Source organism: Citrobacter sp. RHBSTW-00887, from assembly GCF_013728095.1.
In the GTDB taxonomy this organism is placed as follows: Bacteria; Pseudomonadota; Gammaproteobacteria; order Enterobacterales; family Enterobacteriaceae; genus Citrobacter; species Citrobacter braakii.
Genome location: NZ_CP056267.1, coordinates 2,841,522 through 2,860,133 on the forward strand (window position 1 = coordinate 2,841,522; position 18,612 = coordinate 2,860,133).

Annotated in this window: 19 protein-coding genes; 14 read left to right on the forward strand and 5 right to left on the reverse strand. The window is 51.1% G+C overall.

Annotation, left to right across the window (positions count from 1 at the left end; all coding sequences use genetic code 11):
- Positions 1 to 13 precede the first annotated feature (13 nt).
- The 14 genes from HV314_RS13535 (at position 14) to gstA (ending at position 13,894) form a co-directional block, all read left to right on the forward strand.
- Positions 14 to 1,783 carry a recombinase family protein gene (locus tag HV314_RS13535; RefSeq protein WP_013096884.1) on the forward strand — a complete coding sequence of 590 codons (1,770 nt, stop codon included), beginning with the start codon at positions 14 to 16 and terminating at the stop codon, positions 1,781 to 1,783.
- 552 nt (positions 1,784 to 2,335) lie between these two features.
- Positions 2,336 to 3,316, forward strand: coding sequence for an IS5-like element ISKpn26 family transposase (locus tag HV314_RS13540; RefSeq protein ID WP_000019441.1), 981 nt, complete (start codon positions 2,336 to 2,338; stop codon positions 3,314 to 3,316).
- 123 nt (positions 3,317 to 3,439) lie between these two features.
- On the forward strand, positions 3,440 to 3,571 hold the full coding sequence (blr, locus tag HV314_RS13545; RefSeq protein ID WP_181548106.1) for a division septum protein Blr: 132 nt from the start codon (positions 3,440 to 3,442) through the stop codon (positions 3,569 to 3,571).
- 293 nt (positions 3,572 to 3,864) lie between these two features.
- Positions 3,865 to 4,080, forward strand: coding sequence for a transcription modulator YdgT (gene ydgT, locus HV314_RS13550; RefSeq protein ID WP_003832804.1), 216 nt, complete (start codon positions 3,865 to 3,867; stop codon positions 4,078 to 4,080).
- A 91-nt stretch (positions 4,081 to 4,171) separates the two neighbouring features.
- Complete coding sequence (locus tag HV314_RS13555) at positions 4,172 to 4,612, forward strand: DUF2569 domain-containing protein (RefSeq protein WP_101700685.1); 441 nt, start codon at positions 4,172 to 4,174, stop codon at positions 4,610 to 4,612.
- 76 nt (positions 4,613 to 4,688) lie between these two features.
- A complete protein-coding gene (gene rsxA, locus HV314_RS13560; protein WP_003029144.1) occupies positions 4,689 to 5,270 on the forward strand; it encodes an electron transport complex subunit RsxA in 582 nt (193 codons plus the stop codon).
- Positions 5,270 to 5,848 (forward strand): electron transport complex subunit RsxB, encoded by a 579-nt coding sequence (gene rsxB / locus HV314_RS13565; RefSeq protein ID WP_006684670.1) that lies wholly within the window; start codon positions 5,270 to 5,272, stop codon positions 5,846 to 5,848. Before rsxA ends, rsxB begins: the two co-directional genes overlap by 1 nt.
- The gene (gene rsxC / locus HV314_RS13570) at positions 5,841 to 8,051 is read left to right on the forward strand and encodes an electron transport complex subunit RsxC (RefSeq protein ID WP_181545827.1); all 2,211 of its coding nucleotides are present in this window, start codon (positions 5,841 to 5,843) and stop codon (positions 8,049 to 8,051) included. Before rsxB ends, rsxC begins: the two co-directional genes overlap by 8 nt.
- The gene (gene rsxD / locus HV314_RS13575; RefSeq protein WP_047417613.1) at positions 8,052 to 9,104 is read left to right on the forward strand and encodes an electron transport complex subunit RsxD; all 1,053 of its coding nucleotides are present in this window, start codon (positions 8,052 to 8,054) and stop codon (positions 9,102 to 9,104) included.
- A gap of 9 nt (positions 9,105 to 9,113) precedes the next feature.
- On the forward strand, positions 9,114 to 9,734 hold the full coding sequence (gene rsxG, locus HV314_RS13580) for an electron transport complex subunit RsxG (protein ID WP_016153006.1): 621 nt from the start codon (positions 9,114 to 9,116) through the stop codon (positions 9,732 to 9,734).
- Between the two features lie 3 nt (positions 9,735 to 9,737).
- Entirely contained in the window at positions 9,738 to 10,430 is a 693-nt protein-coding gene (locus tag HV314_RS13585; RefSeq protein ID WP_016153005.1) for an electron transport complex subunit E, read from the forward strand.
- Positions 10,430 to 11,065 (forward strand): endonuclease III, encoded by a 636-nt coding sequence (nth, locus tag HV314_RS13590; protein ID WP_019076735.1) that lies wholly within the window; start codon positions 10,430 to 10,432, stop codon positions 11,063 to 11,065. Before HV314_RS13585 ends, nth begins: the two co-directional genes overlap by 1 nt.
- A gap of 613 nt (positions 11,066 to 11,678) precedes the next feature.
- Positions 11,679 to 13,184, forward strand: a complete 1,506-nt coding sequence (dtpA, locus tag HV314_RS13595; protein ID WP_016153003.1) for a dipeptide/tripeptide permease DtpA — start codon at positions 11,679 to 11,681, stop codon at positions 13,182 to 13,184.
- Positions 13,185 to 13,288: 104 nt separating this feature from the next.
- Positions 13,289 to 13,894 carry a glutathione transferase GstA gene (gstA, locus tag HV314_RS13600; RefSeq protein WP_016153002.1) on the forward strand — a complete coding sequence of 202 codons (606 nt, stop codon included), beginning with the start codon at positions 13,289 to 13,291 and terminating at the stop codon, positions 13,892 to 13,894.
- Positions 13,895 to 13,977: 83 nt separating this feature from the next.
- Here gstA and pdxY read toward each other — a convergent pair whose 3' ends face one another.
- The 5 genes from pdxY to anmK form a co-directional block, all read right to left on the reverse strand.
- Positions 13,978 to 14,838, reverse strand: a complete 861-nt coding sequence (gene pdxY / locus HV314_RS13605) for a pyridoxal kinase PdxY (protein WP_019076734.1) — start codon at positions 14,836 to 14,838, stop codon at positions 13,978 to 13,980.
- Between the two features lie 64 nt (positions 14,839 to 14,902).
- Positions 14,903 to 16,177 (reverse strand): tyrosine--tRNA ligase, encoded by a 1,275-nt coding sequence (tyrS, locus tag HV314_RS13610; protein ID WP_003836431.1) that lies wholly within the window; start codon positions 16,175 to 16,177, stop codon positions 14,903 to 14,905.
- A gap of 126 nt (positions 16,178 to 16,303) precedes the next feature.
- On the reverse strand, positions 16,304 to 16,960 hold the full coding sequence (pdxH, locus tag HV314_RS13615) for a pyridoxamine 5'-phosphate oxidase (protein ID WP_003029169.1): 657 nt from the start codon (positions 16,958 to 16,960) through the stop codon (positions 16,304 to 16,306).
- A gap of 58 nt (positions 16,961 to 17,018) precedes the next feature.
- Complete coding sequence (gene mliC, locus HV314_RS13620) at positions 17,019 to 17,348, reverse strand: C-type lysozyme inhibitor (protein ID WP_085951051.1); 330 nt, start codon at positions 17,346 to 17,348, stop codon at positions 17,019 to 17,021.
- A gap of 87 nt (positions 17,349 to 17,435) precedes the next feature.
- On the reverse strand, positions 17,436 to 18,557 hold the full coding sequence (gene anmK, locus HV314_RS13625; protein ID WP_016152999.1) for an anhydro-N-acetylmuramic acid kinase: 1,122 nt from the start codon (positions 18,555 to 18,557) through the stop codon (positions 17,436 to 17,438).
- Positions 18,558 to 18,612 lie beyond the last annotated feature (55 nt).

An 18,612-nucleotide genomic window follows, 5' to 3' on the forward strand; every position in this document is an offset into this window, starting at 1 on the left:
GAGGTGATGACCAATGTCTGCACATGTTACAATCTTAAGAAATACAGTACTTCCAGTGAAATTCAATACCATGAATCGTCCACGCTTATATTCATATATCCGTTACTCCAGCGAACGACAAGGTAAAGGTAGTTCGATTGAGCGTCAGAAGAGCTACATTGCTGAAATGGCAAAACAGATTGCTACTGAGTACGATCTGGAGATTTTCGAGGAATACCAAGATTTAGGGGTATCCGCGTACAAGGGTAAAAACGTTCAGGAAGGAGCTTTATCGGATTTCATAGACCAAGTTGAATCCGGTTTGATCCCAAAGGGGTCTTTCCTCTTGATTGAATCCCTTGATCGCTTCTCACGCCAGAACGCCATGCAAGCGGTTAACCTTTTCACCAGCTTATTACTTAATGGCATCACGGTAATTACCGGGATTGATAAACAGGTTTACAGACAGACTGAAGTAAACACCGAGACATTGCAGCAACTGATGTTTAGCGTGATGTTGTTCAGCCGTGCAAACGAAGAAAGTTCAACCAAATCACACCGCACCATTGCAAGTGCTCTGTCCAAGATCAGACGTCACCAGGAACGGAAACCAGGTGATCCTGTAGTCGCAATTAAAGAGTTAGGCTCGGATAAATGGTGGACAGATTCAAGTACTGGATATGTCAATCCGCATCCAGTCCTGTTCCCCATAGCAAAAAAAATTATCCAGTTAAAACAAGACGGTTGGTCAAATCGGATGATCCTTCAACATCTGAAAAACAACTACGATGGACCGGTTATTGGCAACAAAAAATCAAAAGGTATATGGAATATGCAGCATTGTTCCAGAATCCTTGAACCTGCCATTTATGGACGAAAAGTAATCACTGTAAACAATGCAGAATACGTTCTGGATGATTATTACCCTGCGATCATCAGCAAAGATGAATATGAAGCGTTAAAGCTCCAAGTTGGAAACAAAGGATTTGCCCCGAATCGCGAGAGTAATCCAGAAATACCATTACTTTCCGGTATTGGTATTTTGCACTGTGCGCACTGCTCATGTTACATGGTTAAGGCTAAATCAACCCTTAAAAACCATCCACATGCTTACCGTTACCAATGTGCATCCAGAGATTTACATCAAGATTGTAATAAGTGGGGATTCAGGGCAAGCACCCTTGAAAGGACGATTTTACAACTAATAGCCGATAGAATATTCTTACAGACGAAATATCAACCATCTGGTTTAGAAGGGAAAATAGCGGACATACAATCGCAAATTGAGAACTATGTATTGGCTATAGGTTCAGCTAAAAGCCCTGAGATCATTAATAGCCTCACTTCGCAAATTGATCAACTAGAACAAGAAAAACAAAGTCTGATAGTGGAAAAAAGACTATACGATGAATCAATCGTGCAAATGAACACTGAAGGTTGGGACAAGTTCAGGAAGTTTGACATTGATGACGCACTTAACCCTTTACGCACAAAAATAAGAGCAAACATTAAGACCGTTATTATGCGCGTAGATTGCTCCAGAATAGATAAGAAACACAACTTGTTTACCATCACATACCGCGATCAGCATAAACAGCGTATCGTTATCGAAAACAACTCAGGCTGGAAGAAGGGTAAGATTTATGTTGAAGCGCAGACTATCAACGATATTCAAATTCTTGAATCTGAAGGTTTGATACTGCATGACCATATTGACATATTGATCAACCGAGACAAGTTCATGACGGAAGCGAAAAAACGACTAGATCATCCCCGAACACTGATCGATGAACTGACGGAATAAAGGTAAGTGTTAGTGCCATTGTAAAATTGCCCCACAGAAATGTTAGCGTAATCCATCGCTATATAGCCATGAATCGCTCTGTATCTTGTCAGAGCGATTAAAGCAGACTTCAGGCATCGTTCAATATAAAACCCCCGTAAAACTTGATACAGAGCGTTGTAGAGCAAGGGTTCAAAATTACATCGTATTCATTCTGTCTACGAACTGTACTTATTGCACCGCTCCTTATCGAAACACCTCTATGGTTGCCGGAAACCCCGCACAAAGTAGATTGTTATGTCTTTCAATCGCAGTATTCAAGACTAACCGCTGCCCGCCGCCCGACGTTAACACCAAGCATATGAACCATTTTAAAACCCTTTAAAAACAATACCCTTCGCATCTTCCCCCTCTTCTCCCCATGTTAATCGATCGTTTTTACAGATCAATTATACGATATTGATAGATTTCATAGATCAATGTAAGATCATGATTCTTCGGTTAGGGAAGGTGCGAACAAGTTCCTGATATGAGATCATCATATTCATCCGGAGCGCATCCCAGAGGGACATCATGAGCCATCAACTCACCTTCGCCGATAGTGAATTCAGCACTAAGCGCCGTCAGACCCGAAAAGAGATTTTCCTCTCCCGCATGGAGCAGATTCTGCCATGGCAGAATATGACCGCTGTCATCGAGCCGTTTTATCCCAAGGCGGGCAATGGCCGACGGCCCTATCCGCTGGAGACCATGCTGCGTATTCACTGCATGCAGCATTGGTACAACCTGAGCGACGGTGCCATGGAAGATGCCCTGTACGAAATCGCCTCCATGCGCCTGTTTGCCCGATTATCCCTGGATAGCGCCCTGCCGGATCGCACCACCATCATGAATTTCCGCCACCTGCTCGAGCAGCATCAACTGGCCCGTCAATTGTTCAAGACCATCAATCGCTGGCTGGCCGAAGCAGGCGTCATGATGACCCAAGGCACTTTGGTGGATGCCACCATCATTGAGGCACCCAGCTCTACCAAGAACAAAGAGCAGCAACGCGATCCGGAGATGCATCAGACCAAGAAAGGCAATCAGTGGCACTTTGGCATGAAGGCCCACATTGGTGTCGATGCCAAGAGTGGCCTGACCCACAGCCTAGTCACCACCGCGGCCAACGAGCATGACCTCAATCAGCTGGGTAATCTGCTTCATGGAGAGGAGCAATTTGTCTCAGCCGATGCCGGCTACCAAGGAGCGCCACAGCGCGAGGAGCTGGCCGAGGTGGATGTGGACTGGCTGATCGCCGAGCGTCCCGGCAAGGTAAAAACCTTGAAGCAGCATCCGCGCAAGAACAAAACGGCCATCAACATCGAATACATGAAAGCCAGCATCCGTGCCAAGGTGGAGCACCCGTTTCGCATCATCAAGCGGCAGTTCGGCTTCGTGAAAGCCAGATACAAGGGGCTGCTGAAAAACGATAACCAACTGGCGATGTTATTCACCCTGGCCAACCTGTTTCGGGTGGACCAAATGATACGTCAGTGGGAGAGATCTCAGTAAAAACCGGAAATAACGCCAGAAATGGTGGAAAAAATAGCCTAAATAGGCTGATTCGATGTGTTTGCGGGAAAAAAATCGGCCCAGATCCGCGAAATTTTAATCAGCGAGTCAGCTTGGGAAGAAATGACCTGCTTATTCGCACCTTCCTTAGCAGGTTGGATTGTTCTCACCGTCTCTGTGATCCTGCTGGGTGTTGCCAATCATATTGACAATTACCAGCCACCGGAGCCCGTTGCTGCTGTGCAGAAGAAATAAGCATCTGCAGTCCCTTATAACCCGGCAATTAACATCGAGTAACGGCAGGGTTTGGCTGCAAAAGATCGAATTTTGTCAAAAAAAGAGAATAATGCCGCATCCCACTCCAGTGCATATTGCCTGCTGTAGCGAAGCGCGTTACCCTTACCGCAGGTGCGCATAGCGCCTGCTTTTCCACAGGTATGAACACTCTTCTCACATTTGCACGTCAATCCGCTTTTACCTGTGCATGTTGTTTATTATTTATATTTACTACTCCGTTGGTATTATTTTATTAATATGGATTTCCATTTATGACTGTTCAGGATTACTTATTAAAATTCCGCAAAATCAGTTCACTCGAAAGTCTGGAAAAACTGTTCGACCATCTTAACTACACGCTCACCGACGATAGCGACATTATCAATATGTATCGCGCTGCAGACCATCGCCGTGCGGAGCTTATCTCAGGAGGTCGTCTGTTTGATGTTGGTCAGGTACCCAAATCAGTCTGGCATTACGTGCAATAAAGAAGAAAGTAGCGCTCAACGTTAAAAGCTTTATAATAATTGCCCCAAAATGAATGGCATGTTTGATTGCGCGCGTAAACCTGGAGAAGAGATGACTACCACACCGGCACAACGTATCGGGGGCTGGCTACTTGGGCCACTGGCCTGGCTGTTAGTCGCATTGTTGAGCGCTTCGCTGGCGTTATTACTTTATGTCACTGCGCTGGCTACACCGCAAACCTTCCAAACGCTGGGTGCGCAAAGTACGGCAAATTTGCTGTTATGGGGCGTCTCTTTTATTACCGCGATTGCCATGTGGTATTACACGCTGTGGCTGACGATTGCGTTTTTCAAACGCAGAGCCTGTGTGCCTAAGCATTATATTCTATGGCTGCTGATCTCCGTGTTACTGGCGGTTAAAGCGTTTGCGTTTTCACCGGTTCCGGACGCCTTTGCCGTGCGCCAACTGCTGTTCCCATTGCTGGCTGCAGCACTGCTGGTGCCCTATTTCAAACGCTCGCAACGCGTTAAATCGACGTTTGTGAATCCGTAATAACCCTACAGTTAACCTGTTGTCGCCTGTTGTAGATTGTCAGATAATAGGCGGCTTTTTTATTTCAGGCCGAAAAATGACTGATTACCTGCTGCTGTTTGTCGGAACTGTACTGGTCAATAACTTTGTACTGGTCAAGTTTCTGGGGCTCTGCCCGTTTATGGGCGTTTCTAAAAAACTGGAAACCGCAATGGGTATGGGCCTTGCCACGACGTTTGTCATGACACTGGCATCCATCTGCGCATGGCTGATTGACACCTGGATCCTCATTCCACTCAATCTCATCTATCTGCGCACGTTGGCTTTTATTCTGGTCATCGCCGTCGTCGTGCAATTTACCGAGATGGTTGTACGCAAAACCAGCCCTGCACTTTACCGCCTGTTGGGGATCTTCCTACCGCTGATCACCACTAACTGCGCGGTATTAGGCGTGGCGTTACTGAACATCAACCTCGGCCATAACTTTTTACAGTCGGCGCTATACGGTTTTTCCGCCGCCGTCGGCTTCTCACTGGTAATGGTACTGTTCGCCGCGATCCGCGAACGCCTCGCCGTGGCGGACGTGCCTGCTCCGTTTCGCGGTAATGCGATTGCGCTGATTACCGCTGGTTTAATGTCATTGGCCTTTATGGGCTTTAGTGGTTTGGTGAAGTTGTAATGAATGCTATCTGGATTGCCGTTGCCGCAGTGAGTCTACTGGGTCTGGCGTTCGGCGCTATTTTGGGTTACGCCTCACGACGTTTTGCCGTGGAAGATGATCCTGTCGTGGAGAAAATTGATGAAATTCTCCCGCAAAGCCAGTGTGGACAATGCGGCTATCCGGGCTGTCATCCTTACGCTGAAGCGATCGGCTCCCAGGGCGAAAAAATCAACCGTTGCGCACCCGGTGGCGAAGCGGTGATGTTAAAAATTGCCGCCCTGCTGAACGTCGACCCGCAGCCGATTGATGGTGATGAACACGATGTTACCCCCGTGCGTATGCTGGCGGTCATTGATGAAAATAACTGTATCGGTTGTACAAAGTGCATTCAGGCCTGCCCGGTTGATGCGATCGTGGGCGCGACCCGCGCCATGCACACGGTGATGAGCGATCTCTGCACCGGGTGCAACCTGTGCGTTGACCCGTGCCCGACGCAATGTATCGAATTACGCCCGGTGGCCGAGACACCTGATAGCTGGAAATGGGATTTAAACACCATCCCTGTGCGCATCATTCCCGTGGAACAACATGTTTAAGTTATTCTCTGCATTCAGAAAAAACAAAATCTGGGACTTTGATGGCGGCATTCATCCACCAGAAATGAAGACCCAGTCGAACGGTACGCCGCTGCGACAGGTTCCGCTGGCGCCACGCTTTGTTATTCCGCTGAAACAACATATTGGCGCGGAGGGTGAGCTGTGCGTAAACGTAGGCGACACCGTGCTGCGTGGTCAGGCGTTAACCCTTGGGCGTGGTAAAATGCTTCCGGTACATGCGCCAACGTCAGGCACCGTTGTTGCTATTGCGCCGCATTCTACTGCACATCCATCGGCATTAGCTGAGCTGAGCGTTATTATTGATGCCGATGGCGAAGATCGCTGGATTGAGCGAGGCGGCTGGGCCGATTACCGTTCCCGCAGCCGGGAAGAGCTGATCGCACGTATTCACCAGTTCGGCGTCGCCGGACTGGGTGGCGCAGGTTTTCCCACCGGCGTTAAGCTGCAGGGCGGCGGAGATAAAATTGAAACGCTGATCATTAACGCTGCTGAATGCGAGCCGTACATTACGGCTGATGACCGCCTGATGCAGGACTGCGCGGCGCAGGTCGTCGAAGGTATCCGCATCCTGGCGCATATTCTTCAGCCACGCGAAATTCTACTGGGCATTGAAGATAACAAGCCACAGGCAATTTCCATGCTGCGCGCGGTGCTGGCTGATTCACACGATATCAGCTTACGCGTGATCCCCACCAAGTACCCGTCAGGCGGGGCCAAACAGTTAACGCAAATCCTGACCGGCAAGCAGGTTCCGCACGGGGGACGCTCTTCAGATATCGGCGTGCTGATGCAAAACGTTGGAACCGCCTACGCGATTAAACGTGCGGTGATTGACGGAGAACCGATTACCGAACGTGTCGTGACACTGACCGGCGAAGCCGTCAGCCGTCCGGGCAACGTCTGGGCGCGTTTAGGCACGCCGGTTCGTCATCTGCTCAATGACGCGGGCTTCTGCCCTTCCGCCGACCAGATGGTGATTATGGGCGGGCCGCTGATGGGCTTTACGCTGCCGTGGCTGGATGTACCGGTGGTGAAGATAACCAACTGTCTTCTGGCGCCCTCTGCCAGTGAAATGGGAGAAACGCCGGAAGAGAAAGGCTGCATTCGCTGTAGCGCATGCGCCGATGCCTGTCCGGCCGATCTCCTGCCGCAACAGCTTTATTGGTTCAGTAAAGGGCAGCAGCACGACAAAGCAACGGCGCACAATATCGCGGACTGCATTGAATGCGGTGCCTGCGCCTGGGTATGCCCAAGCAATATTCCACTGGTGCAGTATTTCCGTCAGGAAAAAGCCGAGATTTATGCCATTAGTCAGGAAGAAAAACGTGCCGCTGAAGCGAAAGCGCGATTTGAAGCCCGACAGGCGCGACTCGAACGTGAAAAAGCAGCCCGTCTTGAACGTCACAAAAGCGCTGCCGTTCAGCCTGCGGCTAAAGATCATGATGCCATTGCCGCCGCGCTGGCTCGCGTAAAAGAAAAGCAGGCTCAGGCAATGCAGCCGGTAGTCATTCAGGCTGGCGAAAAACCTGACAATAGTGCCGTGATTGCCGCACGCGAGGCGCGTAAGGCGCAAGCTCGCGCAACCCGGATGGAAAACCCTCCCCAAACAGGAGGCAGCAGCACAGAGGTCGATCCGCGTAAAGCTGCAGTGGAAGCGGCAATCGCTCGTGCCAAAGCCCGCAAGCTTGAGCAGGAAACCGTAACGGAAACAGCCGAACCGGTGGATCCGCGTAAAGCCGCCGTGGAAGCGGCTATCGCCCGCGCCAAAGCCCGCAAGCTTGAGCAGCAGACGGTTACGGAAACAGCCGAATCGGTGGATCCGCGTAAAGCCGCCGTGGAAGCGGCTATCGCCCGCGCCAAAGCCCGCAAGCTTGAACAGGAAACCGTAACGGAAACAGCCGAACCGATGGATCCGCGTAAAGCCGCCGTGGAAGCGGCTATCGCCCGCGCCAAAGCCCGCAAGCTTGAACAGGAAACCGTAACGGAAACAGCCGAACCGGTGGATCCGCGTAAAGCCGCCGTGGAAGCGGCTATCGCCCGTGCCAAAGCTCGCAAGCTCGAGCAGCAGACGGCTACGGAAACAGTCGAACCGGTGGATCCGCGTAAAGCCGCCGTCGCGGCCGCTATTGCACGCGCTCAGGCAAAGAAAGCCGCCCAGCAGCAGGTTGTAAACGAGGAATAAATGGTATTCAGAATAGCAAGCTCCCCTTATACCCATAACCAGCGCCAGACATCGCGTATCATGATGCTGGTATTACTGGCTGCATTGCCGGGGATCGCCGCTCAGCTGTGGTTCTTTGGCTGGGGTACGTTGTTCCAGATAGTTCTGGCCGCCATCAGCGCTATCGCCGCCGAAGCGGGCGTGCTTAAACTGCGCAAACAACCCATTGCCGCGATTTTAAAAGACAACTCCGCGTTGCTCACCGGGTTACTGCTGGCCGTGAGTATTCCCCCGCTCGCCCCCTGGTGGATGGTAGTTTTAGGCACGGTATTCGCCGTTATCATTGCTAAACAGCTGTATGGCGGCCTCGGTCAGAACCCGTTTAACCCCGCCATGATTGGTTACGTGGTGCTGCTTATCTCATTCCCGGTACAGATGACAAGCTGGCTGCCGCCGCATGAAATTGCGGCGACTGTGCCTGGTTTTTTTGACGCCCTGAACGTTATCTTTAGCGGACATACCGCCAGCGGCGGGGATATGAACACGCTGCGTATGGGTATTGATGGTATCAGTCAGGCAACACCTCTCGATACCTTTAAGACTTCGCTGCATGCGGGACGTACTGTTGAGCAGGTGATGCAATACCCAATCTACAACGGCATGCTTGCAGGCGCTGGCTGGCAGTGGGTTAACCTTGCCTGGCTGGTGGGCGGCGTCGTGTTGCTATGGCAGAAAGCGATTCGCTGGCATATCCCGGTTAGCTTCCTGCTGTCGCTCGCCGTTTGTGCCACTTTAGGCTGGATTTTCTCGCCAGATTCGCTGGCCTCGCCTCAGTTGCACCTACTTTCCGGCGCGACCATGCTGGGTGCATTTTTTATTCTTACCGATCCCGTTACAGCATCAACAACCAACCGTGGTCGCCTGATTTTTGGCGCACTTGCGGGCCTGTTAGTGTGGTTGATTCGCAGTTTTGGCGGTTATCCTGATGGCGTGGCTTTTGCCGTATTGCTGGCAAATATCACGGTTCCCCTGATTGATTATTACACCCGCCCTCGCGTGTACGGACATCGCTAAGGACTCCCTATGCTGAAAACGATTCGTAAACACGGTATTACTCTGGCGCTGTTTGCAGCGGGCTCGACGGGGTTAACCGCGGCAATCAATCAATTAACCAAGTCCACCATTGATGAACAGGCCGCGCTGCAGCAAAAAACGCTGTTCGATCAGGTTCTGCCAGGCGATCGCTACAATAATAACTTGTCCGAAAGTTGTTATCTGGTCGATGCGCAGGCGTTGGGTAAAGGCACTCACCGAGTGTATATTGCCCGCCAGGACGATCGTCCTGTTGCAGCAATTCTTGAAGCTACGGCGCCAGATGGTTATTCCGGGGCTATTCAACTGCTGGTTGGTGTCGATTTTTCGGGTACCGTGTTGGGTACGCGGGTGACCGAACATCATGAAACGCCAGGGCTGGGTGATAAAATCGAACTGCGACTGTCCGACTGGATCACCCACTTTAGCGGCAAAACGATCGCTGCGGGTAACGACGCTCACTGGGCGGTGAAAAAAGACGGCGGCGACTTTGACCAGTTTACTGGCGCAACCATTACGCCGCGTGCGGTAGTTAATGCAGTAAAACGCGCCGGTTTGTATGCGCAGACGCTGCCCGCGCAACTTCCTCAACTTAGCGCCTGTGGAGAATAAACCATGAGCGAAATTAAAGACGTTATTGTCCAAGGGTTATGGAAAAATAACTCCGCGCTTGTGCAGTTACTCGGGATGTGTCCGCTGTTGGCCGTCACCTCGACCGCCACTAACGCGCTGGGCCTGGGGCTTGCGACTACACTCGTCCTGACGCTGACGAACCTGACGATTTCTGCCCTTCGTCGCTGGACACCGCCTGAAATACGTATTCCGATTTATGTCATGATCATCGCCTCCGTGGTGAGCGCGGTGCAAATGTTGATCAATGCCTACGCTTTTGGCCTGTATCAGTCTCTGGGCATTTTTATCCCGCTGATTGTGACCAACTGTATTGTTGTTGGCCGCGCTGAAGCCTTCGCAGCCAAAAAGGGCCCTGCGCTATCCGCACTCGATGGTTTTTCCATCGGCATGGGCGCAACTGGCGCCATGTTTGTTCTGGGCTCGCTACGTGAAATAATTGGTAACGGTACACTCTTTGATGGCGCAGACGGTTTGTTGGGTAGCTGGGCCAAAGTATTGCGCGTTGAGATCTTCCATACCGATACGCCGTTTCTGCTGGCCATGCTGCCACCAGGCGCGTTTATTGGCCTGGGTCTGATGCTGGCTGTTAAGTATCTGATTGATGAGAAAATGAAGAAACGTCGTGCCGAGGCGGCTGTCACGGACAGTCCGGCCGGTGAAACAGGGAATGTGTAATGAACAAAGCAAAACGGCTGGAAATACTGACGCGCCTGCGTGAGAACAATCCGCATCCGACAACCGAGCTAAATTTTACATCGCCGTTCGAACTACTGATTTCAGTCTTGCTCTCCGCGCAGGCCACCGATGTCAGCGTCAATAAAGCGACGGCTAAGCTCTACCCCATCGCCAATACGCCAGCCGCGATGCTGGAGCTTGGCGTTGAAGGGGTTAAGTCCTACATCAAGACAATCGGTTTGTTTAACAGCAAAGCGGAGAACGTGATTAAAACCTGCCGCATTCTGCTGGAGCAACATAATGGTGAAGTGCCTGAAGACCGGACCGCATTAGAAGCCCTGCCCGGGGTTGGGCGAAAGACGGCTAATGTGGTGTTAAATACCGCCTTTGGCTGGCCCACTATTGCCGTAGATACCCATATTTTTCGCGTTTGTAATCGTACCCAGTTCGCCCCGGGTAAAAACGTAGAGCAGGTTGAAGAGAAGCTGCTGAAAGTCGTACCCAGTGAATTTAAAGTCGATTGCCATCACTGGTTAATTCTTCATGGCCGCTACACCTGTATAGCCAGAAAGCCGCGCTGCGGTTCCTGCATTATCGAAGATCTTTGCGAATTCAAAGAGAAAGTCGATATCTGATGCTGCCGGGGCATACTGCTTGCCCCTCGCTAACATAACGATTAGTTATGCACTCCCCTGAGTTTATTTTCCCGACAATGATGCCGTTCAACCGCGCATATCTAATGCAATATTCTTGTTAATTAACACCTGAGCAGGTTAATCGTTTTTTTAGTAAAAGAAATTTCTATCTATACGTGATCCAGATCATCCAGATAACACAATGTTAAAAAATATTTATTTTTTAGTTAAAGTGACAATCAGATGACCTAACTGAACAGTTTCTAAACAAAACATTACACTGGCTATTTTTCAGATAATGGCCTATATCACTGGATTCAAGCGCAAATAGTAGAACATATCGCCACATTGCGGTTTTTACCCTGATTAAACAGTGTAAAAATCTGCCATTTTTCAAATGAAGAAATTTAACGCTAGATAACATTTCACAGTCCCGACGATTTCACCAGTCATGATATATGTAACAGATTATTACAAACCACTTGTCTGAATGGTCAAGATAGTGAACATTACTTGCCGTTTCCCCTCCCACTATAACAATCGGACGGATGAACTTGACTCATCACGTGCCTGAACACCCCCGTTGATATGGGATGTAAAAAAAGAGGTAAAAGTGTCTACTGCAAACAATAAACCAACAGAAAGCGTAAGTTTAAACGCCTTCAAACAACCAAAAGCGTTCTATCTCATTTTCTCTATTGAGCTGTGGGAGCGTTTTGGTTATTACGGCCTGCAAGGAATTATGGCCGTCTACCTGGTTAAACAACTGGGTATGTCAGAAGCGGATTCCATCACCCTTTTCTCGTCCTTTAGCGCCCTGGTGTACGGTCTGGTTGCCATTGGCGGCTGGTTAGGTGATAAAGTTCTGGGTACAAAACGTGTCATTATGCTGGGTGCCGTTGTCCTGGCCATCGGTTATGCGTTGGTAGCATGGTCTGGTCACGATGCGGGTATCGTTTATATGGGCATGGCGGCCATCGCGGTCGGTAACGGCCTGTTTAAAGCAAACCCATCATCCCTGCTCTCTACCTGCTATGCCAAAGATGACCCGCGTCTTGATGGTGCATTTACCATGTACTACATGTCCGTCAACATCGGTTCATTCTTCTCTATGCTGGCAACACCGTGGTTGGCTGCGCATTACGGCTGGAGCACCGCGTTCGCTCTGAGCGTCGTGGGTATGCTGATTACCGTTGTTAACTTCGCATTCTGTCAGCGCTGGGTTAAACAGTACGGTTCTAAACCTGACTTTGAGCCGATCAACTTCCGTAACCTGTTGCTGACTATTGTTGGCGTCGTGGTGCTGATCGCGATTGCAACCTGGTTGCTGCACAACCAGCAGATCGCACGTATGGTTCTGGGCGTCATTGCTCTGGGTATCGTGTTTATCTTCGGTAAAGAAGCATTCACCATGCACGGTGCTGCGCGTCGTAAAATGATCGTCGCCTTCATTCTAATGCTGGAAGCGATTATCTTCTTCGTGCTGTACAGCCAGATGCCGACCTCACTGAACTTCTTCGCGATTCGTAACGTTGAGCACTCTATTCTTGGCATTGCTTTCGAACCTGAGCAGTACCAGGCACTGAACCCGTTCTGGATCATCATTGGTAGCCCAATCCTTGCCGCTATCTATAACAAGATGGGCGATACCCTGCCGATGCCAACCAAGTTTGCGATTGGTATGGTGCTGTGTTCCGGTGCGTTCCTGATCCTGCCGCTGGGTGCTAAATTCGCTACCGATGCGGGCATCGTTTCCGTTAACTGGCTGATCATCTGCTACGGTCTGCAAAGTATCGGTGAACTGATGATCTCCGGTCTGGGTCTGGCAATGGTGGCTCAGTTGGTTCCGCAACGCCTGATGGGCTTCATCATGGGTAGCTGGTTCCTGACCACTGCCGGTGCAAACATCATCGGTGGTTACGTAGCCAACATGATGGCTGTACCAGAGAACGTCACTGACCCGCTGATGTCCCTTGAAGTCTACGGTCGTGTGTTCCTGCAGATTGGTGTTGCTACGGCTGTTATCGCTGTTCTGATGCTACTGACGGCACCGAAACTGAATCGTATGACTCAGGACGATGACGTCAATGAGAAAGCCTCTAAGGCCGCGACAGCGTAATTCTCAGGGAAACTCTTTTTCAGGCCGCTAACTGGTGTTAGCGGCTTTTTTTTTGCCTGAGCTAGCACTACCATACGATATACCTCAGCCAAAAGGAGTTACCGATGAAACTGTTCTACAAACCGGGCGCTTGTTCTCTTGCTTCCCACATCACACTTCGTGAGAGCGGTAAAGATTTCACGCTGGATGGTGTTGATCTGATGAAGAAGCGTCTGGAAAACGGCGATGATTTTTTCGCGGTAAACCCAAAAGGGCAAGTTCCCGCGCTGCTGCTGGATGACGGTACGCTACTGACCGAAGGCGTCGCCATCATGCAATACCTGGCGGACACCGTTCCAGACCGTCAACTCCTTGCCCCAACCAGCAGCCTCTCCCGTTACAAAACCATTGAATGGCTTAACTACATTGCGACAGAACTGCATAAAGGCTTTACCCCACTGTTCCGTCCCGATACGCCGGAAGACTTCAAGCCAACCGTTCGCGCGCTGCTGGAGAAAAAAATGCAATATGTGAACGACGCGCTGCAAGATAACCAATGGATCTGCGGTTCGCGCTTCAGCATTGCGGACGCCTATCTGTTCACCGTGCTGCGTTGGGCGTATGCGGTTAAGCTGAATATGGCAGGGTTAAGTAATATCGATGCGTATATGGCGCGTATGGCTGAACGTCCGGCGGTTGCCGCGGCGTTGAAAGCAGAAGGGTTAAATTAATTGTTGTTGCCGGGTAGCGCTTGCGCTTACCCGGCCTTCAGCCAAACGCAGGCCCGATAAGCGTGAGCGCCATCGGGCATTGCTTACAGCTGCGTCGCGCTGAAGTAGTGTTCAGGCTTCGCGATACAATCCTGCGCAGCCACGACCTGCAGCTCATACTCGTGCATTTTTTTGGTGGCAATCATCACTTCGTACACCGCCGCCGTCACATGCTCCAGCGCCTGCTGTAAAGACGCGCCCTGCAGCAGTTTAACCAACAATAAGCCGCTGGTGACATCACCCACGCCAACCGGTTGACGAGCGCCAAAATCGACTAACGGTCGGCTGATATGCCACGCTTGTTCAGCGGTAACTAACAGCATCTCGAAACGATCTGCGCTGATACCCGCGCGAGCCAGATGCTTCACCAGCACAATTTCTGGTCCCTGAGCGATGAGCTCACGCGCTGCCGCCACGGCCTCATTGACATTATTCACCGCATGCTCGCACAGAATTTCGAGCTCAACCAAATTCGGGGCGATAATATCGCTGGCTGGAAGCGCATGGCGTACATGAAACTCCGCTACGCCCGGCGCGACGATACACCCTTTTTCCGGATGGCCCATCACCGGGTCACAAAAATATTTCGCCTGCGGATTGGCCGCTTTTACTTTGCGTACAATACCCAGAATATGCTCGCCCTGTTCAGCCGAGCCAAGATAGCCGCTCAGTACTGCGTCACAAGTCTGGAGTTTATCGATATCGGCAATGCCCTGGACAATGTCAGTCAGATGACTCGGCGGCATAACGCAACCGGTCCATTTGCCGTACTGTGTGTGGTTAGAAAACTGAACGGTATTCAGCGGCCAGACATTTGCGCCAAGACGACGCATTGGAAATTCTGCTGCACTGTTGCCCGCATGACCAAAAACAACGTGGGACTGGATGGCGAGGATATTCTTCATTTTACTTACCACAACCCTGAAAAAATAAAGGGGCGTAGTTTCCCACGCCCCTGCTAACTAAATCTTACTTCCAGCAAATCAGACAATAGTTCTTCTTGCCACGGCGCAGTAAGGTGTAGCGCCCGAACAGGATATCACTCTCCTGGAAGAAATATTCCGGATCGGATTGCTTCTCACCGTTGATGGTCACCGCATTAGACGCGATAGTCTTACGTGCCTGGCCGCGAGAAGGTTGCAGCTCGGAGTCCACCAGCGCCTGCATCAGATCGGCACCTTTGTCCATCTCGATCATCGGCACGCCATCTTGCGCCAGCTGTTCGAAATCCGCTTCGCTCAAATCGCTCAGATTACCGTTGAACAAGCTTTCGGTAATACGTTTTGCCGCTACCAGACCTTCTTCGCCGTGAACCAGACGCGTTACTTGCTCAGCCAGAACATACTGGGCGCGCGGCGCTTTACCGCTATTTTTATCTTCTTCTTCCAGCGCATTGATCTCTTCAATGTCCATGAAAGTAAAGAATTTCAGGAAGCGATAAACATCCGCATCGGCGGTGTTAATCCAGAACTGGTAGAATTTGTACGGACTGGTTTTCTTCGGATCCAGCCACACAGCGCCGCCTTCCGTCTTACCGAATTTCGTACCGTCAGCTTTAGTGATCAACGGAACGGTCAGACCAAACACCTGGTTCTGGTGCAGACGACGGGTCAAATCGATACCCGAAGTAATATTGCCCCACTGGTCAGAACCGCCAATCTGCAGCGCAACACCGTGCAGTTTGTTCAGGCAGGCAAAGTCATAACCCTGCAGCAGGTTGTAAGAAAACTCGGTAAAAGAGATCCCCTGATCGTCACGGTTCAGACGCTGCTTCACCGCTTCTTTGTTGATCATCTGGTTAACGGAGAAGTGTTTGCCGATATCACGCAGGAAAGTCAGTACATTCATACTGCCAAACCAGTCATAGTTGTTCGCAGCAATCGCCGAGTTGTCGCCACAGTCGAAATCGAGGAACGGCGCAACCTGTTTGCGGATTTTATCCACCCACTCCTGCACGGTGTCTTCGGTATTCAGTTTACGCTCAGCGGCTTTAAAGCTCGGGTCACCAATCAGACCGGTTGCGCCGCCCACCAGTGCGACAGGTTTATGGCCTGCCTGCTGGAAGCGTTTCAGGCATAACAATGGAACCAGATGCCCCAAATGCAAGCTGTCAGCGGTAGGATCGAAGCCGCAATAGAGCGCGATCGGGCCTTGCGCCAGTCGCTCTGCTAACGCTTCCTCGTCCGTCACCTGGGCCACCAGCCCCCGCTCTTGCAATTGTTTAATCAAGTTACTGCTTGCCATCAAAATCTCCATGTATAAAACGACTGCACCTTAGCCGGTACACGACTTTTCGCCTGATGCGAAAGAAACATAGAATAAAGCGCCGGATTGTTCAGCACCAGCGCTTAAAACAAGAATTTTGCATCTTTAGGGGGCCAGGCGATCAATTTTCCACGCGTTATCTTCGCGTTGGTATAAAAAACGATCGTGCAGACGGTTTTCGCCACCCTGCCAGAACTCCATCTGCTCAATACTCACGCGAAAGCCTCCCCAGAAACTGGGCAGTGGAACTTCCCCTTGCTGAAACTTCTGCTTCAGTTCGAGGAATTTGCTTTCCAGAATACCGCGCGCGGAGATCCGACTGGATTGCTTAGAGACCCAGGCACCAATCTGGCTATCACGTGGGCGACTGTGGAAGTATTTCACCACTTCCAGCGTGGATAGGCGCTCAGCCTTGCCGATCACCATCACCTGCCGTTCCAGCGTATGCCAGGGAAACAGGAGGCTGATGCGTGGGTTTTTCTCAATCTGATGTGCCTTACGGCTACCGAGGTTGGTATAGAACACCAGCCCTTTGTCATCATAATGTTTGAGCAACACGATACGCTGATAAGGCTGACCGTTTTCATCGACGGTAGCAACGACCATCGCTGTGGGATCGGCCAGTTTGGCGTCACAGGCTTGCCCCAGCCAGCGCTCGAACAGCGCAAGGGGCTCGGCGGGAAGATCGCGGCGGCGGAGACCGCCTTTCGTGTATTCACGGCGCAAATGCGCGATTTGCTGCAATTCGTCGTTATCAGACATGATGTTGGCTACGGATTGTCAGTGGGTGACGCTATTGTGCGCCGCCCAGGTGAAAATCTCAACGCTTCGGGTTCTGTAACTGACAGTTATTTAGCACAATTCTGTCTCGTTTATAGACCGTTGCCTCGTCGCCTTTAGACCAGAAGACGTAAATACCATCGGTATAGCGAGCACCTGATGCCGACACGCCCTGTTTGAGGTTCAATAGCTGATTATCATAAACAAAACTCGCCATCTGACGGGTATTGTTCAGCTTCACGGTAAGCGGTTTTTCGTCACAGCGGTATTCGAGCGTATCCGTTTGCATACGCTCGACAAATTGGTTGTACACGCTGCACCCGCTAAGCAGTACCGGCAGACACACTAACAACAGTTTTTTCATAGCCATATCCTGAAGACTTTCCTGGTCCTGGAGGGTAATGGCACCCTCCCTAATATCCCTAGTTTATCGACATATAGCGCTGAATAATTTCAGTTAACTCTGAGTTCGTGGGTTAGCAGGGTAAATTGCCCCTAAAACGCTCGGTTCTGATGCGCCGGTCACAGAAGGCAGATTTCCCGGTAATCCCGCCAGCGTTCGCCACGCCAGCCAGGCAAAAGCCAGGGCCTCCATATCATCGCCGCTGATCCCAGCCTCATCGGTTGAAGTGACCTCTGTCCCTGGCAATAATGCCGCCAGACGCATCATCAGCAGCGGATTACGGCTGCCGCCGCCGCATACCATTAGCCGTTCACAGCCTCCGCTTAGCAAGACCTGCTCGGAAATGGTCACGGCCGTCAGTTCGGCAAGCGTCGCCTGCACATCCCGCGGGCTTATTCCCGGGAACTGCGCCATATGACGTTCTATCCAGCCATAATTGAAATACTCGCGGCCAGTGCTTTTCGGCGCAGGCGCAGAAAAATAAGGATCGTTAAGCATATTTTGCAGTAAAGGCAGGATCACCGTTCCCGATGTGGCCCACTGCGCATCTTTGTCGTAGGGTTGGCCGCATTGCCGCCAGATCCAGGCATCCATCAGCATATTGCCCGGCCCGGTGTCATAACCGCGAACGGGTTGCTGTGGGATAAGCAGAGACAGATTGGCAATTCCGCCGATGTTTAGCACCATCCGCCGCTCCGTTGGATGAGCCAACAGCGCCTGATGAAAAGCGGGAACCAACGGCGCGCCCTGCCCGCCGAGAGCGATATCGCGGCGACGAAAATCGCCGATCACCGTTATCCCGGTACGCGCGACGATTTGATTGTTGTCGCCAATTTGCAGCGTGTGCGGCGCGATTCCCGTCGGTTCATGCCACACGGTTTGCCCATGACAGCCAATCGCAACGATCTCCTGCGGTTTCAATTTTTCCTGTGCCAACAGTGCATTCACCGCCTCGGCAAACAGATAACCGAGCTGTGCGTCGAGTTGGCCAAACTGCGATAGCGTAAGCTGCTGCCCCTGGCAGATATCCAGGATCGCCTGCTTTATATGGAGAGGGATAGGCCAGGTCAGACTCGCCTGTTGCGCAACCATCGTTTCATCTATTGTCGCCAGCACAACATCGACACCATCAAGGCTGGTTCCAGACATTACACCGATAAAACGGCCCGATTTCATATGTCATCCTTTTAAGCAAATTAGCCTTGACACTCAACCATAAAGTGCCGACTAA

Bases quoted from the DNA above. Each gene is read 5' to 3' on its own strand.
- rsxD (WP_047417613.1), top strand. From the start codon at position 8,052: ATGGTATTCAGAATAGCAAGCTCCCCTTATACCCATAACCAGCGCCAG.
- tyrS (WP_003836431.1), bottom strand. From the start codon at position 16,177: ATGGCAAGCAGTAACTTGATTAAACAATTGCAAGAGCGGGGGCTGGTG.
- HV314_RS13555 (WP_101700685.1), top strand. From the start codon at position 4,172: ATGACTACCACACCGGCACAACGTATCGGGGGCTGGCTACTTGGGCCA.
- pdxY (WP_019076734.1), bottom strand. From the start codon at position 14,838: ATGAAGAATATCCTCGCCATCCAGTCCCACGTTGTTTTTGGTCATGCG.
- HV314_RS13585 (WP_016153005.1), top strand. From the start codon at position 9,738: ATGAGCGAAATTAAAGACGTTATTGTCCAAGGGTTATGGAAAAATAAC.
- anmK (WP_016152999.1), bottom strand. From the start codon at position 18,557: ATGAAATCGGGCCGTTTTATCGGTGTAATGTCTGGAACCAGCCTTGAT.
- HV314_RS13540 (WP_000019441.1), top strand. From the start codon at position 2,336: ATGAGCCATCAACTCACCTTCGCCGATAGTGAATTCAGCACTAAGCGC.
- rsxC (WP_181545827.1), top strand. From the start codon at position 5,841: ATGTTTAAGTTATTCTCTGCATTCAGAAAAAACAAAATCTGGGACTTT.
- rsxG (WP_016153006.1), top strand. From the start codon at position 9,114: ATGCTGAAAACGATTCGTAAACACGGTATTACTCTGGCGCTGTTTGCA.
- pdxH (WP_003029169.1), bottom strand. From the start codon at position 16,960: ATGTCTGATAACGACGAATTGCAGCAAATCGCGCATTTGCGCCGTGAA.
- HV314_RS13535 (WP_013096884.1), top strand. From the start codon at position 14: ATGTCTGCACATGTTACAATCTTAAGAAATACAGTACTTCCAGTGAAA.
- nth (WP_019076735.1), top strand. From the start codon at position 10,430: ATGAACAAAGCAAAACGGCTGGAAATACTGACGCGCCTGCGTGAGAAC.
- blr (WP_181548106.1), top strand. From the start codon at position 3,440: ATGACCTGCTTATTCGCACCTTCCTTAGCAGGTTGGATTGTTCTCACC.
- ydgT (WP_003832804.1), top strand. From the start codon at position 3,865: ATGACTGTTCAGGATTACTTATTAAAATTCCGCAAAATCAGTTCACTC.
- gstA (WP_016153002.1), top strand. From the start codon at position 13,289: ATGAAACTGTTCTACAAACCGGGCGCTTGTTCTCTTGCTTCCCACATC.
- rsxA (WP_003029144.1), top strand. From the start codon at position 4,689: ATGACTGATTACCTGCTGCTGTTTGTCGGAACTGTACTGGTCAATAAC.
- mliC (WP_085951051.1), bottom strand. From the start codon at position 17,348: ATGGCTATGAAAAAACTGTTGTTAGTGTGTCTGCCGGTACTGCTTAGC.
- rsxB (WP_006684670.1), top strand. From the start codon at position 5,270: ATGAATGCTATCTGGATTGCCGTTGCCGCAGTGAGTCTACTGGGTCTG.